The organism is Pseudodesulfovibrio sp. zrk46, assembly GCF_012516435.1.
Classification (GTDB): Bacteria; Desulfobacterota; Desulfovibrionia; order Desulfovibrionales; family Desulfovibrionaceae; genus Pseudodesulfovibrio.
This window is the reverse complement of the sequence record NZ_CP051216.1, coordinates 2,172,881-2,190,567: the sequence shown is the minus strand read 5'-3', so window position 1 is coordinate 2,190,567 and position 17,687 is coordinate 2,172,881. Positions and strand designations below refer to the sequence as shown.

15 protein-coding genes are annotated in these 17,687 nt (G+C 56.2%); 8 read left to right on the top strand and 7 right to left on the bottom strand.

What is annotated here, in order from left to right:
• The 7 genes from HFN16_RS09925 to HFN16_RS09895 all read left to right on the top strand — a co-directional run bounded on the left by HFN16_RS09925 (position 1) and on the right by HFN16_RS09895 (position 6,785).
• The gene (locus HFN16_RS09925; RefSeq protein WP_168890602.1) at positions 1–1,152 is read left to right on the top strand and encodes a rhodanese-like domain-containing protein; all 1,152 of its coding nucleotides are present in this window, start codon (positions 1–3) and stop codon (positions 1,150–1,152) included.
• A gap of 8 nt (positions 1,153–1,160) precedes the next feature.
• Positions 1,161–2,126 (top strand): ABC transporter substrate-binding protein, encoded by a 966-nt coding sequence (locus HFN16_RS09920; RefSeq protein WP_247648301.1) that lies wholly within the window; start codon positions 1,161–1,163, stop codon positions 2,124–2,126.
• A complete protein-coding gene (locus HFN16_RS09915; protein WP_168890601.1) occupies positions 2,123–4,057 on the top strand; it encodes a SpoIIE family protein phosphatase in 1,935 nt (644 codons plus the stop codon). The genes HFN16_RS09920 and HFN16_RS09915 overlap by 4 nt, the downstream gene beginning before the upstream one ends.
• Positions 4,058–4,066: 9 nt before the next feature.
• Positions 4,067–4,396, top strand: a complete 330-nt coding sequence (locus HFN16_RS09910) for an STAS domain-containing protein (RefSeq protein WP_168890600.1) — start codon at positions 4,067–4,069, stop codon at positions 4,394–4,396.
• Positions 4,397–4,399: 3 nt separating this feature from the next.
• The gene (locus HFN16_RS09905; RefSeq protein ID WP_168890599.1) at positions 4,400–4,801 is read left to right on the top strand and encodes an ATP-binding protein; all 402 of its coding nucleotides are present in this window, start codon (positions 4,400–4,402) and stop codon (positions 4,799–4,801) included.
• 198 nt (positions 4,802–4,999) lie between these two features.
• A complete protein-coding gene (locus tag HFN16_RS09900; protein WP_168890598.1) occupies positions 5,000–5,320 on the top strand; it encodes a phage regulatory CII family protein in 321 nt (106 codons plus the stop codon).
• A gap of 196 nt (positions 5,321–5,516) precedes the next feature.
• Positions 5,517–6,785, top strand: coding sequence for a class II fructose-bisphosphate aldolase (locus tag HFN16_RS09895; RefSeq protein ID WP_168890597.1), 1,269 nt, complete (start codon positions 5,517–5,519; stop codon positions 6,783–6,785).
• 298 nt (positions 6,786–7,083) lie between these two features.
• Here the strand turns inward: HFN16_RS09895 and HFN16_RS09890 are convergent, their stop codons facing one another.
• Genes HFN16_RS09890 through HFN16_RS09875 form a run of 4 tightly spaced genes read right to left on the bottom strand, consistent with a single transcriptional unit; the run spans position 7,084 to position 10,412 of the window.
• Positions 7,084–7,626, bottom strand: coding sequence for an FmdE family protein (locus HFN16_RS09890; protein WP_168890596.1), 543 nt, complete (start codon positions 7,624–7,626; stop codon positions 7,084–7,086).
• Positions 7,627–7,639: 13 nt separating this feature from the next.
• On the bottom strand, positions 7,640–8,395 hold the full coding sequence (locus tag HFN16_RS09885) for an ABC transporter ATP-binding protein (protein WP_168890595.1): 756 nt from the start codon (positions 8,393–8,395) through the stop codon (positions 7,640–7,642).
• Positions 8,392–9,462 carry an iron ABC transporter permease gene (locus HFN16_RS09880; RefSeq protein WP_168890594.1) on the bottom strand — a complete coding sequence of 357 codons (1,071 nt, stop codon included), beginning with the start codon at positions 9,460–9,462 and terminating at the stop codon, positions 8,392–8,394. Before HFN16_RS09880 ends, HFN16_RS09885 begins: the two co-directional genes overlap by 4 nt.
• Positions 9,462–10,412 (bottom strand): iron ABC transporter substrate-binding protein, encoded by a 951-nt coding sequence (locus tag HFN16_RS09875; protein ID WP_348771045.1) that lies wholly within the window; start codon positions 10,410–10,412, stop codon positions 9,462–9,464. Before HFN16_RS09875 ends, HFN16_RS09880 begins: the two co-directional genes overlap by 1 nt.
• A gap of 378 nt (positions 10,413–10,790) precedes the next feature.
• Here HFN16_RS09875 and HFN16_RS09870 point away from each other — a divergent pair, with 378 nt between their 5' ends.
• On the top strand, positions 10,791–12,320 hold the full coding sequence (locus HFN16_RS09870; protein ID WP_168890592.1) for an amidohydrolase: 1,530 nt from the start codon (positions 10,791–10,793) through the stop codon (positions 12,318–12,320).
• Between the two features lie 77 nt (positions 12,321–12,397).
• Here HFN16_RS09870 and ychF read toward each other — a convergent pair whose 3' ends face one another.
• From ychF to HFN16_RS09855, 3 genes are all read right to left on the bottom strand, one after another.
• Positions 12,398–13,495 carry a redox-regulated ATPase YchF gene (ychF, locus tag HFN16_RS09865; protein WP_168890591.1) on the bottom strand — a complete coding sequence of 366 codons (1,098 nt, stop codon included), beginning with the start codon at positions 13,493–13,495 and terminating at the stop codon, positions 12,398–12,400.
• 110 nt (positions 13,496–13,605) lie between these two features.
• Positions 13,606–14,406 (bottom strand): transporter substrate-binding domain-containing protein, encoded by an 801-nt coding sequence (locus HFN16_RS09860; protein ID WP_168890590.1) that lies wholly within the window; start codon positions 14,404–14,406, stop codon positions 13,606–13,608.
• 110 nt (positions 14,407–14,516) lie between these two features.
• The gene (locus tag HFN16_RS09855; RefSeq protein ID WP_168890589.1) at positions 14,517–17,678 is read right to left on the bottom strand and encodes a beta-phosphoglucomutase family hydrolase; all 3,162 of its coding nucleotides are present in this window, start codon (positions 17,676–17,678) and stop codon (positions 14,517–14,519) included.
• Positions 17,679–17,687: the final 9 nt, after the last annotated feature.

Below are 17,687 nucleotides of genomic sequence, written 5' to 3'. Positions count from 1 at the left end.
ATGGTTCACGTCCGCAGCATGTTGTGTATAGCCCTTGCGGCTATACTGATGGCTCTTCCGGCAATGGCAAGCGAAGGGGACTCCTACCCCTTGCGCGCCTTTTACCCGGAGGTACCGTACATCACCACGGAGCAACTGCTGGACGACTACTTCTCCACTCGCGTGGTGGATATCCGGTCCCGGTTTGAGTACGACGTGGCCCGTATCAACAGGGCCTTCCTGCTCCCGCTCAATGATCCGGCCTTTCCAGAGAAACTGGAGCGCCTCCGTCCCAAGGACGACCCCACCCCGCTCATTTTCTACTGCAATGGGCACACCTGCGCCAAAAGCTATCAGGCAGCACAGCTCGCCATCTCTCTGGGCTTCACCGATGTTTATGTATACGACGGCGGCATCTTCGACTGGATTCTCGCCGCTCCCGACAAAGCGACGCTCATGGGCGAGACTCCGGCCCGGCCCAACCGAATCATTTCGGACCGCCAGTTCAACGAGCGGCTCCATGATTACACGACCTTTGCCAAAGAAGCAGAAGCAGGGAATTCCATAGTCATAGATATCCGCGACCCGTTCCAGCGCGAGGATGTTCCGAAGCTCCCGCATATCCGAAACATACCCTTGGATTCCCTGATGGAGCTGGTCGTTTCCCGCATCTGGACCGAAAAGAAGCTGCTGTTCTTTGACGCTGTGGGCAAGCAGGTTCGCTGGCTCCAATATTTCCTCGAGAGCTACGGCTACTTTGACTACGCGTTTCTGGATGGAGGCATCCTGTCCATCGCCGATCAGGAAGACAAGCTCAAACCCACCATAGAGACCAACCGTTCCATCTCCAGCAATCAGGGAATGCTGCTGACCATCACCAATGACGAGCGACTGAACAACAGCGATCGAAAGGCTCTCAGTTTCCTGCTGGCCAACGTCAAGTTCAACAACTACATCGTGGTGAGCCTCAAGAAAATCGATGCGGCAGGCATCAGCAAGCCGCTGATTCTCGGCTCCATCCGCAAGCTCTCCAAACTGGGCTACGCAATGCATCAGGTCATACAGGATACGCTGATAGTTCAGATGGACCCCCGACTGGCATGGAAAGGGACAACGAACACCAAGGCATGGAAAGATACCGTGAAAGAATTCAGCGAAGCGGTCGGGAAATAGAGGGCATCATGCAACACAGCAAACGAATCATCCCTCTCCTTATACTGGTCATTCTGCTGGTCGCCGCCAATGTCCGCGCCCAGGAACAGACTTCCATTGTCCTGCAGTGGTTGCCACAGGCGCAATTCGCCGGATTCTACATGGCCGAGGACAAGGGGCTCTACAAGGAAGCAGGGCTGGAAGTAGAAATCTACCATGGCGGTCCCGACATCCTTGCCAGCGAATATCTGGAAAGCGGCAAGGCGGATTTCGCCACCATGTTCCTCTCCACGGGCCTCATGAAACGTGCCTCCCTGCCCATCGTCAACGTCGGTCAGTTCGTTCAGCACTCGGCCCTCATGCTCGTCACGCTCAAAAGCTCCAATATCAACTCTCTCGACGATCTCGGCGGCAAAAAGATAGGCCTCTGGGCCAATGAATTTCAGGTGCAGGGACGTGCTCTGTTCAAAAGAAAGGGCATCAACGTCAATATCATCCCACAGTCCGACTCGCTGGACCTTTTCATGCGTGGTGGCGTTCAGGCAGCATCCGCCATGTGGTACAATGAATACCACACCCTCCTGAACTACGGTTTGGAAGAGGATGAACTGCGCCCATTCTTTTACCGGGACTTTGATCTCGATTTCCCTGAAGACGGTATCTACTGCCTGGAATCGACAGCCGACAGCAAGCCCGAAGTGGTCAAGGCTCTGGTCGAAGCCACAGCCCGCGGCTGGATGTACGCGTTCAATCATCCGGATGAAGCCATCGAAAGCGTAATGCGCCGCATGACAGAGGCGCGGGTCCCGGCCAACAGGGCCCACCAGCGTTGGATGCTGGCCCGCATGGAAAACATCATCTACGGCGACGACACCAAGTCCATGGGAATCCTGAAGCAGGCTGAATACGAACGGGTTAAGGACACGCTTATCGAGATGGACTTCATAGATAAGGCCCCACTATTTCCCGAATTCTACAGGGGGCCGGTCCGATGAAACGCCACGGTCTCGCAGTTAAACTTATCCTCGCAATCCTCGGTTGCGCCCTCGTCATTCTGTGCGCCATCCTGGCATACAACTACTGGTACTCTCGCGGCATCATCCTGCGACAGGCTCAGGCACACTCACAAAGCGTCGCCCACGAGACCACCAGCCAGATCGACGCAGTTCTTTCCGGTGTACAAAAGATCGCCAAGAACATCGCCTTCTCGCTTGAGGACGCAACCCTCACCCAAGAAGAGATCCTCGACCTCAACCGTCGAGTGCTGGCCAACAACCCGGAAATCTACGCCATGGCCATCGCCTTTGAGCCGTATTTCCTCGATAAGACCAAGCTCTATTTCGCCCCGTATCACTATCGCTCCGGCGGCCGCATTGGTTTCAACATGTTGGGCAGCCCCCAGTATCGCTATTTCTACATGGACTGGTATCAACTGCCCAAGGAGCTGGAGCGGGCCATCTGGACAGAGCCCTACAACGACGAAGGTGGCGGCAACGTGCTCATGGCCACCTATTCCGTGCCCTTCTACCGCACCATAAACGGCGAGAAAGTCTTCGCAGGTGTTGTCACCGCTGACATCTCCCTTGAATGGCTCCAGAAGAAAATCGCGTCCATCAAGCTGTTCGACACCGGATACGCATTTCTCCTTTCCCGGTACGGGACCATCGTCACGCACCCAGAGTCCGACCTGATCATGAACCAGACGATCTTCTCTCTTGCCGAGGAGGCAGGAAGCAGCCAGCTCAGGAAGATCGGTCGCGACATGGTGGAGGGCAAACAGGACTTCGTGCTTCTGGACACCTCCTACAATCAACAGGAACGATATCTTTACTACACAGGCCTGGAAAACGGCGGCTGGTCACTGGGACTCGTCTTCCCCAAAAGCGAAATGCTGGCGGACGTCCACAACCTGTCCAAAACCATGGCACTTATCGGATTTGTAGGATTTGCCGCCCTTGCTTTCATCGTCATCATCATTGCCCGGCGCGTAACCCAGCCCATCACCGAATTATCCGCTTCTGCGCTGGAAATCGCTTCCGGCAATCTGGATCTCAAGCTCCCGGATATCGCCACCAAGGATGAAGTGGGCGATCTGGCCGATTCCTTCCGCACCATGAAGACCTCGCTCAAGGAGTACATCTCCAACCTGACCACCACCACGGCGGCCAAGGAGCGTATTGAGTCGGAGCTTCGCATTGCCCGTGAGATCCAGATGGGCATCCTGCCCAAGCTCTTCCCGGCCTTCCCGGAACGCGAGGAGTTCGAGGTGTACGCCTCCATCGAGCCGGCCAAGGAAGTGGGCGGCGATCTCTACGACTTCTTCTTTGTGGACGACAAGCACTTCTGCTTCCTCGTGGGTGACGTATCCGGCAAGGGCGTACCTGCGGCCTTCTTCATGGCCGTGACCAAAACCTTGCTCAAGGTCGTGTCCGAGCGCGGCCTTGATCCCGGCGAGGTGCTGACCAAGGTCAACGCGGACCTGGCAGAGGAAAACGAATCATGCATGTTCGTGACCCTTTTCCTGGCCATCACCAACATCGAGTCAGGCGAGACCCGCTACGCCAACGCAGGTCACAACCCGCCCGTATACATTCCCAGCGGCGGCAGCCCAGAGTGGATTCCGCCCCTTGGCGAGCCCGTGGCTGGCATCATGGATACCATGGAGTACTCCACCGCTACCATGACCATGAATCCCGGCGACATCATCTTCATCTATACGGATGGCGTCACCGAGGCCATGGACCCGGACCAAAACCTCTTCTCAGAAGACCGCCTCATGTCACTGCTGAACAATCAGGAGAATCATCAGGCGCCCGCCCTTATCAAGACCATTGACGAATCCATCAAGGTCTTTGCCCAAGGCGCGGAACAATCAGACGACATAACCATGCTGGCCATGCAGTTCATGGGCGAAGCAGACAAGTAAGGAGACCAAATGAATATCACGCAATCGGAACAGGGCGGCAAGATCGTCGCCAATGTCACAGGCCGCCTCGATGCCGTCACCTCGAGCGACTTCGAAAAACAAAGTGACGAGTGGGCTTCCACCGAAGGCGGCGACGTGGTCCTCGACTTTGAGGGCCTTGAGTATATCAGCTCCGCAGGACTCCGCTCCATTTTGACCCTTGCCAAGAAGCTCAAGGGCAATCAGCGAAATATCGCCCTTTGCAGACTCAACGGCATTGTCGAAGAAGTCTTTGTCATGTCCGGATTCACCGCCATGTTTCCCGTCTTCAAGACCGTCGACGAAGCCGTGGCAGGCTAACGCATGCCGGTCTATACCACCACGGCAGACCTGGCCATGCTGCCAGGAATTCGAGACTACGTTCTCGCCCACGCTCGCGAGGCCGGACTGACGACGCCCATGGAGCCTCGCCTCGACCTCGTGCTGGAGGAGATCCTCGTCAACGTTGCCAAGTACGCCTACAATGGCGACTCCGGGAACGTGGACGTGGACTGTGCCGTCACGGACAACACATTTTGCGTCACTGTTCGTGATCGCGGCGTACCATTCAACCCGCTCGAAGGAGACACGCCTGAGTTCTCCACCGATGTGGACGAACGCCGCATCGGCGGCGTAGGCATCCTGCTTGTCACCCACATGGCCGACAGATGCTCCTACGAACGCGTCGACGACACCAACGAGCTGACCTTCTGCTTCGCACTGTAGCATCCTCCCCCGAAAAACTTTTGTCTTTTTATCGTAACGGCGGCACCACAATGGGCCGCCGTTATTATATTTTTTCAGGTGTCATCTGAAACAAGATTGAAAACAAACGCTCGTTTATTCATTTTTCGTTGACGCAAAAGAAAAAAATAAGCTAACTTCTCATATAAGGCAGAAATTCCAACATGTGGGGGGTAAAGCATGTTTGAAAAGGATCTGACCAAAAAGATGCAGGACATCGTTTTGGAAGGCAGAGTGCCGGCAAAAGACGTTTGCCGTGTTATCAAGAAGCCGTATTCCACACTGCTTCGTGAACTCAACCCGTTCGACAACCACGCCAAGCTTGGTGCGGAGACCATGTTCGACATCGTGAAGGCGACGCACAACGTCTCCATTCTCGAATTCATGGCCCGCGAACTCGGCTATACGCTGATGCCGCTGGATGGAGTGGAGTCCTCCAGCAAGCCGAAGCGTGCGTCCGGCACTTCCGAACGCGTGCGCCGCCAAGCTGCGACCATGTAGTCGAACACATCCCATCCTAACTCCTCTCGGGACTCGGGCACGGCAGACTCATTATGAGTCAGCCGTGCCCGTGGCTCTCGGAGAGTGCGTTATAATCTCGCAAAACCCCTCGTTCCATTTTGACTTTTCAGTACAATTGGTTTTAATTAGTGATTCGACACCATCGCACATCAATTTCCGTTAAGGAGGAAGGGCTATGTCCCAAGATACATTTCGTAAAGCACTTGCTGTCGGCCGCCCGCCGAACGTTGTCCAGAACTTCCCCGGCTCCCAGGCGCTGATCGTCAGCGGTAAGGTCATCGACCGTGCCATGATCGAAAAAGGCCAGGCAATGACCATTGCAGCCAACGGCCGTAACCTTTTCATCATCGAGGGCGCTCTCAAGGCTGCCCAGCGCGCCAATGCCGCCATCATCATTGAAATCGCACGCAGCGAGGCAACTTACTGCCCCACAACCCTGTGGAACATCGCCCGCCGCGTGGATTACATCTGCAACAAGCACAACATCACCATTCCGGTTGCCGTGCATGCAGACCATTACTTCATGAAGAAGTGGGAAGACGTTCCCGAGGCCAAGGCCGAAATCCCGTCCCTTTTCGACACCGGCATCACTTCCATTGCCATTGATGCCTCCCACATGACCGACGACCTGAACATGCTCGCCAACATCGAAGTCGCTTCCGTGATCCCCACCTGGGCCGGTTACGAGACTGAGATCGGTGAGATCAAGGGTGAGTTCGGCCTGTCCACCCCGGTGGAAGCCAAATTCCTCTGCCAAGGTCTGAACGCCCACGGCATCTGCCCTGACTGGATCGCCCTGAACAACGGCACCACTCACGGCATCGAGGCTTCCGGTGAAGGCATCCAGGTTGACCTGACCGCTGACATCCACGCCGCTCTGGCTCCTTACGGAACCTCCGGCGCTCAGCACGGCACCTCCGGTAACGACTCCGAACGCCTGCGTCAGATCGCTGCCAAGACCAGCACTACCAAGGCCAACGTTGCCACTGCTTTGCAGATGATCGCTTGGGGCGTACGCGTCAACGACTTCGGCAACGCCATCATGACCGAAGACGGTCGCTTCGATAAGGTTGCCGGCGAAGGTCTGTCCGACGCTCTCTGGAACGAGATGGTCGAGTACGCCGACGCCAACGGCATCACCGGTGGCAACTACAAGAAGCTCAACCTGCCCTTCGAGCGCCGCTGGCAGGGTCAGGACGCCGCCACCCGCGAACGCATGTCCGCTGCGGTTGAAGATTTCGTTCACCACCTGCTGGTTGACGTCTTCAATGCGGATGGCACTGCTGACATCGCCATGGACCTCATCCTCAAGGCCAACTCCTATGACCTCGGCCCCAAGGTTGAGAAGTTTGAAGACGCCGCTGAGTGGACCGAGGAAAAGATCAAGGCCAAGGCTGCCGCCATTGACACCGATAAGGGCCCTGAGGGTGACTTTGACGACTAGCGGCTTGTGATAGCGGCGCATCCGCGTCGTTGCCGAGCACAATTGAATGCTCACCGTAGCGTTGCTACGCCTCCGCTTCAATTGCACTCGTCGCCTAGCGGCTACACCACTCTCACAAGCCTTACGGCTCTATGAGAAATCAAGCTGCCTGCTTCTGTTGAAGCAGGCAGCTTTCTTTTTTACACAAACTGTTCTCGCGCCGATAGGCGCACAATGGGATTCCAAAGGGTATAGCCCTTTGGCCGCCGGAGGCGAAATCACCCGACAATTGCCGCGCAGCGGCATCCTATATTTCTTTCTAAATCTTCTGCTCCACCTTATCGAAACACGGGATGCAGCAGGTCTTGCCCGCATAGCGCCTGGTCCGGGACTCCATGGTTGTCTCGCCGCAATGATCACAGACAAGACTTTCGAGAATCTGGGCGGGACGGGGCGGTGGGCAATCCAACCATGAGATGCTGAACAACTCGTCGAGATCAGCCGTCATGAAATATTCGAGCATGGCGGCGCGCTTGTCCTGATCCGGGACAGGCTTGGCGTTATCCGTAAGCACGGCACGGAACCCTTTTCCGGCTTTGCGATCAAAGAAGGAGAAGGCCTTCTTGCCATAATCGCGATGGATGAAGTTGCCTTTGCCGTAGGTACAACCTGTCAGAAATTGAATGGCGTCCACACCACACATGTCAGTCTCGGAGACTGCCACGAACTCGCCATCGGCAGGGTCGCCAAGCAGGTGATATGCAAGCTCGGCGGCACGGATACCGATGGCAAGTCCGGGACAGGAGTGACCGTGAAAGGCAATTGTCTGATCGATGCGTTCCGGGGAAATATTACACTTCATTGTTATCTCCTGATTAGGCCGCCGGGACCACCATGGGGTGCCCCTGAACGGTATGGATATGGACGGGCAAACCGTAGACCTCTTCGACCACCGCAGATGTCACGGCACAGGTCGGCCCAGTGGAATGGATACGTCCGTTCTTGAGAAATAGCACCTTGTCGGCATATCGCAACGCCGTATTCAGGTCATGCATGGTCATTACCGCGCCGATGCGATGCTCATCCACGACCCTGCGCAACATGGTCAGGATATCCACCTGACTCTTGAGATCAAGAGAACTGGTGGGTTCGTCCAGCAACATCAGCCGCGGCTCCTGCACCAAGGCACGGGCAATGGCTACTTTCTGCAACTCCCCGCCACTCAGTTCGTCGATATAACGAAGCGACAAGTGGTTGAGATGCAAGCGGCGCAACGCCGACTCCACCATGCGCAAATCCTTTTCACTCACCCGCCAGACAATGTGGGGTTTTCGCCCCATGAGTACGGCGTCGAACACGGAAAGCCGTGAGCCCTCACTCTGCTGGGCCACATAACCAATGCCAAGGGCGATCTCGTCCGGCGTCATGGAAAGTACGTCACGATCCTCCACCATCACCTTGCCGGAGCACGGCGAGTGAATGGCGTTGATACACTTGAGTAGCGTGGTCTTGCCCACGCCATTGGGACCGAGAATCGCAAGCAGTTCACCACCATCTACGCCGAACTCCACATCCTTGAGCACGGTTCGACCGCTGTATTCAAAATCGAGATCGGAAACGGAAAGAATCATCGCCGCTGCCCCCTGATAATGAGGTAGATAAATACTGGTGCGCCCATAAACGCCGTCAGGACCGAAACCGGAAGGACGTGCGGCGCCAGAATGAGTCGGGCCGCCGTATCTGACAACAACAGAAGAAGCCCGCCGCACAGGAAGGACGCAGGCAACAGAAAGCGGTGATCCGAACCAATGACGCGGCGTACCATATGCGGCACCACCAGTCCGACAAACCCAATGATACCGAGAAAGGCGATGAGCACGGCCGTCAACAGCGACGCTACCAACATGCCGATCATGCGCACGCGGTCCACACGCACGCCCAGTCCCTTGGCGGTCTCGTCACCTGCGTCGATGGCGTTGTAGTTCCAGCCATTGGCGATGAAGTAGATGGACGCGCCCACGGTGATGACCGTCATGACACCCAGCTCTGTCCACGTGGCGCGGGCCGTATCACCAAAGGTCCAGAAGACCATGGCAGCCAACTGCACGTCATCGGCAAAGAACTGGAGGAACATGGTGCCTGCGGTAAAAAGCGCGCCCAAGGCAACGCCTGTCAGGACCATGATCTCGGGCGTACTGCCGCGCAAACGGGACACGCCCACAATGACGGTTGCAGCCACAAGACTGAAGAGGAACGCGATGCCCGTAGTGACGTAAGGGCTGGTCACGTTCACGGCATCGGCCTTAGAGGAGGACATGATGCCGCCGTCCAGTACCATGACGGAAAAGGCCGCCCCGAATGCCGCCGCATGGGAGATACCCAATGTGAACGGCGAACCGAGCGGGTTGCGCAGAATTGATTGCATGGTGGTTCCGGCCACGGCTAGCCCGGCTCCGGCCACAATGGCGGTCAGCGCCTGGGGCAATCGGATATTCCAGATGATGACGTCATACCGCCGCTCCACCACCCAACCCATCAGGCTACGGGCAACGTCCGAAAGGGGGATATTCGACGCGCCCATGGAAACGGCAAACATGAGCGCCAACACCAACCCGACCGCCGCCAGACTGACCAGCATGGTCTTGAGGCCGATGTACCGCCGATATTCCAGCGGTACCTGTCCATCGGAGAAATGCATCAGTTCACCTGAACCGGCTGGAAAGCGTGTCCGAGAAACATCTTTTGCATATCGCTGAAGACAGGCTTGCCCACGAGAAAAGTGTAGATCTCATCCGCCTTGGCCGCGGGGTCCACATCATTGAACCGCTCGGGGTACAGCACCTTGCCCACGAAATAGGCGTTGGCGAGGATGGAGCCGTAGTTCTTGGTGTACCAGTTGTACGGCAGCAGACCGTAGACGCGGCCTTCTGTGACGGCGGTCAACGTACGATAGGCAGGATCATTGCGCAGCTCATAGAGGCCGCCAGCCTTGTCTCCCATCTGCAAGGTCGACAAATCGAGGAACAGGTAATCGGGATCCCACTCCATGATCTTTTCCTTGGAAACATCCGAATGGCGCAGTTCCTTGCCCGAAAGGCCGGTGTCGTAGGCCGGATTCTCGACATTCACGAAGGAGAAAGGAGGATAGGCAGGCTCGGTGGACTGATAGCCGTGCGGTCCCTTGAACGCTACGCCGCCCACAAAGGCGGAACGGCGATCCTTTTCAGGAATGTCAGCCGTGCGCTGACGCAGGTCGTTGATCTGCGCTTCCATGAAGGCGATCACCTCTTCGGCACGAGTCTGTTTGCCCAGCAATTCACCCATGGTGCGCAACGTCTGATACAGTGCCGGACGTAGTTTGCCAAAATCTCCGTAGTTGCACACCACCACGGGGATACCGGTCTTCTGCTGCAACTCCACTGGATCATATCCCATGCTGGAGGCATAGGTTTTGACGATGACCTGCGGCTGCGGCTCCAGCGTCATGATCAGCTCAGGGTTATCATGCCCACGAAACTGACCGAAGATGGGACGCTCGGCATACTCGGGATTGGCAATGGCATAGGGGCGCGCATCAAATTTGCGTCTGCGGGACTCGATGTCATCCACGGCCACCACATTCTCTTGCGCCTGCAGATAGGTCAGCAACCTCAGGCACCCGGACCCAGAACAAATGACCCGCTCAACGCTATCAGGGATATCAACATCCCGGCCCTGTGCGTCTGATATTGTTCGAGCAGCCGCCGGCACCGCTAAAAGACATGCCAAAACCAATACACCAAGCCTTGCACCCAAACCCATTTCAACTCCCGCGTCTAAATACGACTTCAAACTTCGTCACTATATTTTGTTACGAATCACAATTGAGTAACACCTTGGACGACTAAACCAAAGAAATAGTCGCGTCAATAGACACTCTAATTTCAGACTAATGCTATCGGATTTCCAACGAAACATGAGAACTATGGACAATCAGCGGGTTTAGGGACAAACTGCCGGATATTTTTCTAGAGAGAGAGTTGTTACATGCATGAGAGATTTGTCCTGATCAATGCCAACGGCATGACAATGGACGCAAACGATACACGGTTTGAGGCTCTGGCCGTAGAAAACGGCCGCATCACCACGGTGGGAACATACGACGACGTGGCCCCACTCATTGAAGACGGCTGGAATGTCCACGATATGGTTGGCAAGACCGTGCTGCCCGGGTTCATCGACACCCATCAGCACCTCGGGCTGACCGGGCAGGTTCTGAACGGGCTGGACCTCCGCAATACGACTTCGATTCAAGACATCCTCACCATGGTCAAGCGAGCCGCCCCCACCACTCCCGAAGGCGCGTGGGTACTCGGCTACTCCATGAATGAACTGCACCTCGCCGAAGGACGGTTGCCGCTGAAAACGGATTTGGATGAAGTGTGTCCCGACCACCCGGCCATGCTGGTACACGCGTCATGGCATCTCTGTGCGCTGAACTCCCGCGCACTGGAATTGATGAACTTGCCCAGCGATCTGCCGGGAATGGATATTGAGAATGGTGAACCCACGGGAGTCGTCCGTGATCCCGGCGCACTTTCCCATGTCTTTCCTGCGGTCAGCGCGCTGACCCCGGTGGACGTAAAAATCGCCAGCTTCAAAGCGGCCTGCGAAGCGGCGCTCCGCCAAGGGATCACCAGCCTGCACTGCCTCGAAGGCGGCGAGTTCGGTCCCGGCGACACCCGCATTGCCGTGGAGCATCAGCACGAGTTGCCCATCCATACCTTGATCTGGAATCAGGTGATGGACATCAATGAGACCATCAGCCTCGGCCTGCCGCGCATCGGTGGCTGTATCTGCGCGGACGGCGCCATGAGTGCTCACACCGCGGCTCTTCTGGAGCCATACACAGACCAGCCCGACAATTGCGGCACCTTGAATTTCTCCCAGCAGACCATGGACGATTTCATCATGGAGTCCCACAAGTCAGGCCTTCAGGTCGCCATCCATTGCGAGACCGACGGCGCCATCGAGCAGGTGCTCTCCGCCATGGAGAAGGCCATCGCCGCCCACCCGCGTGACGACCATCGCCACCGCATCGAGCACTGCGAAATGCCCAATCAGGATCAAGTCAAACGCATGGGAAGCGCCGGTATCATTGCCTCCATGCAGCCGGCATTTTTCCCGCACCTCATGAACTGGGATGACTATGAATCATGGTTTGGCAAGGAGCGCATGAGCATGCTCCATCCCTACCGGACCATGCTCAACTGCGGCGTTAAGATGTGTGGTGGTTCTGACGGTCCCATCACCCCCTACTCCCCGCTTGTGGGCATTCAGTCCGCCGTACTCCATCCCAACGCGAAGCAACGACTGAGCGTTACTGAGGCAATCCGTCTGTTCACCATTGATGCGGCTTACAGCGGCTTCGAGGAAGATATGCGCGGCTCCATTGAACCCGGCAAAGTGGCCGATATGGTAGTCCTGCCCAAGAATCCCACCGAAATTGCGCCGAACGAGATCGCGGATCTCACCATTGAGGCCGTGTACGTCGAAGGCGAAGCACGTATTCTGTAAGAATCGATTCTTCCAAAAGAGAAAAGGCGCACCGAGTAATCTCGGTGCGCCTTTTCTCGTATATATATCGAGTCCAACTAGACGTTGAACAAAAAGTGCGTCACGTCGCCATCTTTCATGACATAGTCCTTGCCTTCCACGCGCAGAACGCCTTCGGAGCGGCACTTGGATTCGGAGCCAAACTTGACGTAGTCGTCGTAGGACACAATCTCGGCGCGAATGAAGCCACGCTCGAAATCGGTGTGAATGACACCGGCAGCCTGGGGGGCCTTGTCGCCGTCATGGATGGTCCATGCGCGGACTTCCTTCACACCAGCGGTGAAGTAGCTGATGAGGCCGAGGGACTTGAAGCCGGTACGAATGATCTGATGCAGACCGGACTCTTCGATGCCGTAGGAATCGAGGAATTCCTGCTGCTCTTCCGGTTCCAGCCCGATGAGCTCTTCTTCCATCTGAGCAGAAATTTTGACGAACTCAGCGCCGCGTGCTTCTGCCAGTGCGCGGACAGACTTGACGTAGTCGTTGTCCTCGGCCACGCCCTCTTCATCGACGTTGGCGCAGTAGATGACGTTCTTGGCAGTGATGAGGCGAAGTTCGTTCAGCACTTCATTGAGGCCCTTGAGCTCTTCGGTGAAGGAGGAAGCGGGCTGCCCTTCGTTCATGTGGTTCAGGAGCTTCTCAGTAGCGTCGATCTTGGGAGCCAGGGTCTTGTCGCCCTTGAGCATCTTTTTCATACGCTCAAGACGATTCTCCAGCACCTGTACGTCGGCCAGAATCAGCTCGGTTTCGATGACATCGATGTCGCGCATGGGGTCAACGGAGTTGGCCACGTGAATGACATCGTCGTTATCAAAGCAGCGGACAACGTGCAGGATGGCCTGGGTCTCGCGGATGTTGGCGAGGAACTTGTTGCCAAGACCTTCACCTTTGCTGGCACCAGCTACGAGGCCGGCAATATCAACGAAATCCACGGTGGACTGCTGAACGCGCTGCGGCTTGACCAGATCGGCCAGGACGTCGATACGCGGGTCGGGCACGGGCACCACGGCCTTGTTGGGTTCGATGGTGCAGAAGGCGTAGTTGGCCGACTCTGCATTCTGGGCCTTGGTCAGGGCGTTGAACAGTGTAGACTTGCCGACGTTAGGCAAGCCGACGATGCCGATGGACAGTGACATGCTATTTTCTCCTGAAAATGAAATACGCGCGCAGACGCGCACGCGCGGTCACTCACTACCCGGCTTGTCAAGGACTGGCAAGGGAAAAATGGCGACAGCGCTATAACTACCTATTGAGAACCGTTCTGAACATAATCGAGCGGATTCTCCATATCGCATGCGCCGTACTTGCTCAGCAGGGCGTCATATTCCGGACTGCGAAAGAACTTCTGCAACTCTTCCGAGAAGCGTCGAGTCAAATCCTTGTTCCCGGCCCGGTGCGTAAAGGCCACGTAATATGTCAAATTCTCCAACATGGGCTTGGACGGCTTGATCTTATGCAGAAAGCCAAGACGGATAGCCTGCTCACGGGTGGGAGCCAGGTGCGCGCCAAAGGCGTCGATACGCCCTGCTTCGAGATTTCGAAACGCAGCGTCGTAGCTATGGAATCGAACCACATCAGGCTTGCCGTGATGAGCAAAGCGGTCCGACCAGTCTGCTCCCGCCATCAAACCGAGACGGAGGCTCTTATCGAGCTTGCCCGAGAAGGAGAACTGACTGTCACGGCGCACCCAGAACACGGTGGACTCGAGAGATATGGGCGTATCTGGATAATAGAGGTACGCTTTGCGCCGTTCTGTTGGAGCCAGGTCAAACACCGCATCAACCAGCCGCCGCTCGGCCATCTCAAGCACCCGCTTCCACGGATACGGTTCGAAAACGACGCGCACCCCAAGATTCTTGGCTACAGCCCGCATGATGTCAGCGTCGAGACCTTTCAGTTCACGGTCCTGCCACTGATAGTGCCCCGCCCAATCCTTGTCTTCCACACCAATGGTCAAAACCTCATCGGCATGGGCAATGATTGGTCCGCCCGGGTAACACACGGCAATGGCCAGCAAGAGAATATGAAATAACTTACGAATACTCATGAAACACTCCCCCAGTGCATACACTGTAAGAAGCACTGGCGCGCTCGTCTACCCGCTTAGATCAAAAAAAAGAGGAGCACTTGCGTGCTCCTCTCAGAATGGTTGTGTTTCTAGCGATCTACATGAATCGTCTTGCCTGGCTGCAGCTCGTACACCTTGTCGAAGATGCGCACCGGAACTGACCGGTCGCCCTTGTGATAGGCGGTCATCTTCACAAAGTCGTGATCGAGATGCAGATCGAACCAGATCTTCTGCCACGTAAAGCTGAACTTCATCTCGCCCCAGTGGAGAGGCAGATCCGGAGCCACGCTCATGGGCGTTGAGGACAGGTTCAACCCTGCGAAGTCCTGCTTGACCACTTCAAGGGTACCGGCCATGACACCTGTATGGATACCCTCGATAGTCGTGCCGCCCTGCGTGTCATAGATGTCTGAACGCATGGCCTCAAGGAACCAGTCCCATGAGACTTCACTGGAATAGATGTACTTGGAGATGACCGCGTGAACGACCTTTGAAAGAGTCGAACCATGGCTGGTACGCTGCTCATAGAAGTCATAATTATCCTTGAGCAACTTCATGGGATCATCCACCGAGTATCCGAGCTGATTCAGTATGCGAGCCACTTCTTCGGGCTCAAGTACATACCATGTCATGAGCGTATCCGCCTGCTTGGCGACCTTGTAGTGATCCGGGGAATCGCCTTCGGCCTTGAGGATACGGTCCATGCGATGGATGGAGTAGAACCGCTTGCGGTAGCCTTCCCAGTCCAGTTCATCCAATCCCATATATCCATCAAACTGACTGATGATGCCTTCTTCAGTGAAAACGACGTTCATCTTGGTGGTCATGTCCTGCCACTTTTCCACTTCTGCATCAGTCAGGCCGATCTTTTCGACCACGGCCGCGCGAGCAGCCTCTGGCAGTTCATTGAGCACTTCAAGGGCGCGCTCGAGGAGCCAGACCACCATGATGTTGGTGTAGGCATTGTCGCGGACACCGTGTTCGTCGCTATCGGGCAGGGCTTCGTGGAATTCATCCGGCCCCATGACCCCGGCGATGTGATACTTGCCAGTGCCTTCATCAAGGTTGGCAATGCCACCCCAGAAGCGGGCCACATCGAGCATCATCTCGGCGCCGTAGTCGTTGAGGAAGGTCTTGTCACCTGTCCATGAGACGTAGCGCCATGTATTGACGAAGACTGCGATGGACACGTGGCGCTGGTTGCGCGACAGGTCCGGGTCCCACTTCTTGGATTCCGGGTTGTAGTGGACTTCCTGGGTCTCTTCTGTGCCATCGTCCGCCGTCTGCCACGGATACATGGCACCGATGTAGCCATTCTGCTTGGCGTATTCACGCGCCGCATCCAGACGGTTGTAGCGATACATGAGCAACGCCTTGGAAGTCTCAGGAAATGCGGCGTCAAAGAACGGCAGGATGTAGAGCTCATCCCAGAAGATATGACCACGATACGCCTCGCCGCTCAGGCCGCGGGCAGGCATGCCTGCGTCACGGTTGACGTTGTGCTGACTGGCCGTGACCAGCAGGTGGTAGATGTGCAGGCGAAGCACGCGCTGGACGAAACGGTCGCCCGTGACGCGGATGTCCGCCTTCTGCCACATGGCCTTCCAGCTCTTGGCGCTGGGACCGTGCACGCCCTGGAAAGTGCGAACCTTCTCCAGACTGTCCAGACACATCTCCTTGAGATCGCCCGGAGTGCTGTCCAGAGAGGTGCGGATATACACGAACTTCTCAAGGGAGTAGTGGTTGTTTTCCTGTGCCGAGATTTGCAATTCCTCAGCCACGCACGCCTTGTCCTGATACACCTCGCGTACCGGAGTCAGCTGCTTCCCGTCCTCAAGGACCACGTTCTTGGCAGCCATGACAATCTGGTAGCGAGAGTGGGTGGTCTCAGTGTGGAGGTAGATGCCACCATTGGCCTTGCCGCCGGAGACGCGACACAGGTGATGCGTATTCAGGGCGGAATAACGGGCAACGCCGCCATTCTCCACATTACCGTCCAGCGAAGAGCGGAACGTAATCTTGGCCGAGTAGTTGAGCGGCGTCAGATCAAACTTGATGGCGCACAGATGCGGATCGGCCATGGAAGCGATACGACGGGATGAGATGCGGGAGATGCGTCCCACCTGATCCTTGACCACCATGTCACGTTCCATGACGCCTTCGCGCATGTTCAGGCGGTGGCTATAGCTGAGGAGTTCCATGGCAAACGGGCTGACATAGTCGCCGTTACCGATCTTGAACTCAATGGGCAGCCAGTTGGGGCAGTTGACGAAATCGTTGTTCCAGATGTCCTGCCCATGCACCTTGCTCGGCGTCTTGTTGAAGATACCTGAGATGTAGGTACCGGGGTAGAAATTGAATCCGGCGCGTTCGCATTCGGAGGCGCCACGAGTACCGAGATAACCGTTACCCACGGTGGTCAGGGTTTCACGCAGCTTCTCATCACCAGGATCGAAGCCGGAGTAGGTCAGGTACCACTCGTCGGTGGCCATACCCAGATCGAACCAGTCCAGAAGGTCCTCTACGGTCAATTCTCCCAGATCGGACACGACCATGTCCGCGCCAAAGCGCAGCAACATCTCACCTTGAACATTGCGGGCAATGCCGAGTGTCATTCCGAAGTTTCCTGCATGACCGGCCTGCACTCCTGAGATGGCGTCCTCAACCACAATGCACTCACCGGGATTGAGGCCGAGGTTCTTCGCTGCGGTGACGAAGATATCCGGCTCTGGCTTGCCTTTCAAATCATGTTCAGCAGAGTAGACACCGTCCACCTGCGTCTCAAAGACGTTCTCCAGACCGGCCAGTTGCAAAACGAGCTGACAGTTTCGGCTGGATGTGGCCACGCCAACGCGGAAGCCCTGTCGCTTGAGCTCTTCGATGAGCTTTACGGAAGTCTTGAAGACCTCCGGCCCTTCGGTGCGCAGGATATCCTGATAGAGCTCATTCTTGCGGTTACCAATACCGCAGACAGAATCCAGACTCGGCGGATCGTCCGGCGTTCCAGGAGGAAGACGGACATTACGTGATTTCAAAAAGCTGAGCACACCTTCGAAGCGAGGCTTGCCGTCCACGTAATTGTGGTAGTCGTTGGTTCTGTCAAAAGGCTCGAAGGGGACGTTCTTCTCCTCGGCGCGAAGCTTGAGGAATTCATTGAACGCAGTTTCCCACGCCTGTGCGTGCACACTGGCGGTACGGGTGATGACACCGTCTAGATCGAAAATGACGCCTTTGAGGGTAATTGCAGGCACGATCGCTCC